At 70.6% G+C, this 3,549-nt stretch carries 4 protein-coding genes; all 4 read right to left on the minus strand.

Annotated elements, in window-relative coordinates; genetic code table 11:
• Nucleotides 1-158 (minus strand): Rieske (2Fe-2S) protein (locus tag ACTUAL_RS26335; protein ID WP_440902131.1); only part of this gene is annotated, 158 nt, incomplete at its 3' end.
• The gene (gene sufD / locus ACTUAL_RS26340; RefSeq protein WP_232520005.1) at nt 155-1,327 is read right to left on the minus strand and encodes a Fe-S cluster assembly protein SufD; all 1,173 of its coding nucleotides are present in this window, start codon (nt 1,325-1,327) and stop codon (nt 155-157) included. The genes ACTUAL_RS26335 and sufD, both read right to left, overlap by 4 nt.
• Nucleotide 1,328: 1 nt before the next feature.
• Nucleotides 1,329-2,774: a Fe-S cluster assembly protein SufB gene (sufB, locus tag ACTUAL_RS26345; RefSeq protein ID WP_440902130.1), complete on the minus strand. Its 1,446-nt coding sequence runs from the start codon at nt 2,772-2,774 to the stop codon at nt 1,329-1,331.
• Entirely contained in the window at nt 2,771-3,487 is a 717-nt protein-coding gene (locus tag ACTUAL_RS26350; protein WP_096496050.1) for a helix-turn-helix transcriptional regulator, read from the minus strand. The genes sufB and ACTUAL_RS26350 overlap by 4 nt, the downstream gene beginning before the upstream one ends.
• Nucleotides 3,488-3,549 lie beyond the last annotated feature (62 nt).

Consider the following 3,549-nt stretch of genomic DNA (forward strand, 5'->3'; position numbering starts at 1 on the left):
CTGAGGGAGATCGCGGCGTGGCTGCACTCGTCGCGCAGCGCGTGCACGGCGTCCCCCTGCCGGACCAGCACGACCGGGACCTGCTCGTCGCCGACCTGGAACGCGACCGGCACGCGGTCGGTCAGGTCGGCGAGCGAGCACACCCGGACGGCGGTCACGCGCCCACGGCTTCCAGTTCCGCCTCGATCGCGGCCTCCAGGCGCTCGCGCACCTCGGGGACGCTGATCTTGAGCAGGATCTCGTGGAAGAAACCCCGGACGACCAGCCTGCGCGCCTGGTCCTCGGGGATGCCCCTGGCCTGGAGGTAGAACAGCTGCTCGTCGTCGAACCGGCCGGTGGCGCTGGCGTGGCCCGCGCCCTCGATCTCACCGGTCTCGATCTCCAGGTTCGGCACCGAGTCGGCGCGGGCGCCGTCGGTCAGAACCAGGTTGCGGTTCAGCTCGTAGGTGTCGGTGCCCTCGGCCGCCGCGCGGATCAGGACGTCGCCGATCCACACGGTGTGCGCGCCCTCGCCCTGCAGCGCGCCCTTGTAGACGACGTTGCTGCGGCAGTTCGGCACCGAGTGGTCGATGAACGGCCGGTGCTCCAGGTGCTGGCCCGCGTCGGCGAAGTACAGGCCGTGCAGCTCGGCGTCGCCGCCCCTGTCCGCGTAGGACACGAGGGGGGTGAGCCGGACCAGGTCGCCGCCGAGGGTGACGGCGGTGTGCCGCACCTTGGCGTCGCGGCCGAGCCGGATGTGGTGCGTGGAGACGTGCACCGCGTCGTCGGCCCAGTCCTGCACGGTGACGACGGTGAGGTCCGCGCCGTCGCCGACGACGATCTCGACGTTGTCGGCGTACGCGCCGGAGCCCCGGTGGTCCAGGACCACGACGGCCTTGGCGAACTTCTCCGCGCGCACCTGCACGTGGCCGTACGCGACCTGGCCCTGGCCCGCGCCGGTGACGGTCACGGTGGTCGGGGCCAGCTCGGTGTCGCCGGGCAGGGTGATCACGGTCGCCTGGGCGAACGAGGACCACGCCTGGGCGGCGACCCGGTCGCCGGGGACGCCCGCGGCGCCGAGGCGCTCGTCGTCGCGGTCGACGGTCTCGACCTGGACGGCCTCGGGCGCGTCGACCTCGACGGTGGCCGCGCCGGTGGCCTCGGCCCCGCTGTGCAGGCCCGCCATGCGCTTGAGCGGGGTGAAGCGCCAGATCTCCTCGCGCCCGCCGGGCACCTCGAACGCCGCCACGTCGTAGGACGTGAAGTGGTCGGCGCGCGAGGTGACCAGCGTTCCCGCGCCGTGCGAGTGGGCCGTCAGGCCGTGCTGCTCTTCGGTGGTGACGGCCATGTCAGCCGACGGCCCCTTCCATCTGAAGCTCGATCAGGCGGTTCAACTCCAGCGCGTACTCCATGGGGAGCTCGCGCGCGATGGGCTCGACGAACCCGCGCACGATCATCGCCATGGCCTCGTCCTCGTTGAGGCCGCGCGACATCAGGTAGAACAGCTGGTCCTCGGACACCTTGGAGACGGTGGCCTCGTGGCCCATGGCCACGTCGTCCTCGCGGACGTCCACGTACGGGTAGGTGTCGGAGCGGCGGATCGTGTCGACCAGCTGCGCGTCGCTCTTGACCGTGGACTTGGAGTGGTGCGCCCGCTTGTTGACCTGGACCAGGCCGCGGTACGAGGCCCGGCCGCCGCCGCGCGCCACCGACTTCGACACGATGGTCGAGGAGGTGTGGGGGGCCATGTGGACCATCTTCGCGCCGGTGTCCTGGTGCTGGCCCTCGCCCGCGAACGCGATGGAGAGGACCTCGCCCTTGGCGTGCTCGCCCATCAGGTACACGGCCGGGTACTTCATGGTGACCTTGGAGCCGATGTTGCCGTCGACCCACTCCATCGTCGCGCCCTCCTCCGCCTTGGCGCGCTTGGTGACCAGGTTGTAGACGTTGTTCGACCAGTTCTGGATCGTCGTGTAGCGGCAGCGGCCGCCCTTCTTCACGACGATCTCCACGACCGCGGAGTGCAGCGAGTCGGAGGAGTAGATCGGGGCGGTGCAGCCCTCGACGTAGTGGACGTAGGCGTCCTCGTCGACGATGATCAGCGTCCGCTCGAACTGGCCCATGTTCTCGGTGTTGATCCGGAAGTAGGCCTGCAGCGGGATGTCGACGTGCACGCCCTTGGGGACGTAGACGAACGACCCGCCCGACCAGACGGCGGCGTTGAGCGCGGAGAACTTGTTGTCGCCTGCCGGGATGACCGAGCCGAAGTACTCCTTGAAGAGCTCGGGGTGCTCCTTGAGACCGGTGTCGGTGTCCAGGAAGATGACGCCCTGCTCCTCCAGGTCCTCGCGGATCTGGTGGTAGACGACCTCGGACTCGTACTGGGCGGCGACGCCCGCGACGAGGCGCTGCTTCTCCGCCTCGGGGATGCCCAGCCGGTCGTAGGTGTTCTTGATCTCCTCGGGCAGGTCCTCCCAGGAAGCGGCCTGCTTCTCGGTGGAGCGCACGAAGTACTTGATGTTGTCGAAGTCGATGCCCGACAGGTCCGAGCCCCACGAGGGCATCGGCTTGCGGTCGAACAGGCGCAACGCCTTGAGGCGGTACTCCAGCATCCACTCGGGCTCGTTCTTCTTGCCCGAGATGTCCCGGACGACGTCCTCGCTCAAACCACGACGGGCGCTCGCGCCTGCCACATCCGAGTCGGCCCAGCCGAACTCGTAGTTCCCGATGCTCGCCCGGGTCTCTTCCTGGGTGAGCGGGACCGTGGTGGTTCGCTGCTCGGCAGCGGCAGTCATGCGGGCTCCCCTCCATGTGGGTCGCGGGGTGTGTTCGGGGTGCTGCTCTTCGGGATGTGCGTGGTGCAGACGGCGTCGCCCCTCGCGATGGTGGCGAGCCGCTGCACGTGCGTGCCGAGCAGGTCGGCGAAGGCCGCCGTCTCGGTCTCGCACAGCTGCGGGAACTCCGCGGCGACGTGCGCGACCGGGCACAGGTGCTGGCAGAGCTGCTCGCCCGCCCCGGCGGCGCGCGCCGAGGCAGCGTAGCCCTCCCTGCTCAGCGCGGCGGCCAGGGCCTTGGTCCGCTCGGCGGGCTCGCACTGCTCCACGATGGCCTGGCGGTGCCGGTCGACGAGTGCGTGCACCCGGCGCTCGGCGAAGGCCCGTACCGCCTCCTCCCCGCCCTGTTCGGCGAGGAACCGCAACGCGGCCACGGCGAGGTCGTCGTAGGCGTGCCCGAAGCGGGCGCGCCCCTGCTCGGTGAGCTGGAAGAGCTTGGCGGGCCTGCCGCGACCTCGCTGGCCGCGCCTGGGCGCCTCCCGGCCGGTCGCCTCGCCGTCGGCGACCAGCGCGTCGATGTGCCTGCGCACCGCGGCCTGGCTGATGCCGACCCGCTCCGCCACCGAGGCGGCGGTGATGGGTCCTTGCTCCAGCAGCAGTCGGGCCACGGTGTGCCGGGTCCGACCGTCGTGCCCCTGGGGCACGGCGGCTTCGAAGGCCCCGGCGTTTTTCACAACACCAGTGTTGCTTATTTAGGGCGGGGGTGCAAAACCGGGGGGAGGCGAGAGGCGGGAGG

Source organism: Actinosynnema sp. (genome assembly GCF_052038725.1).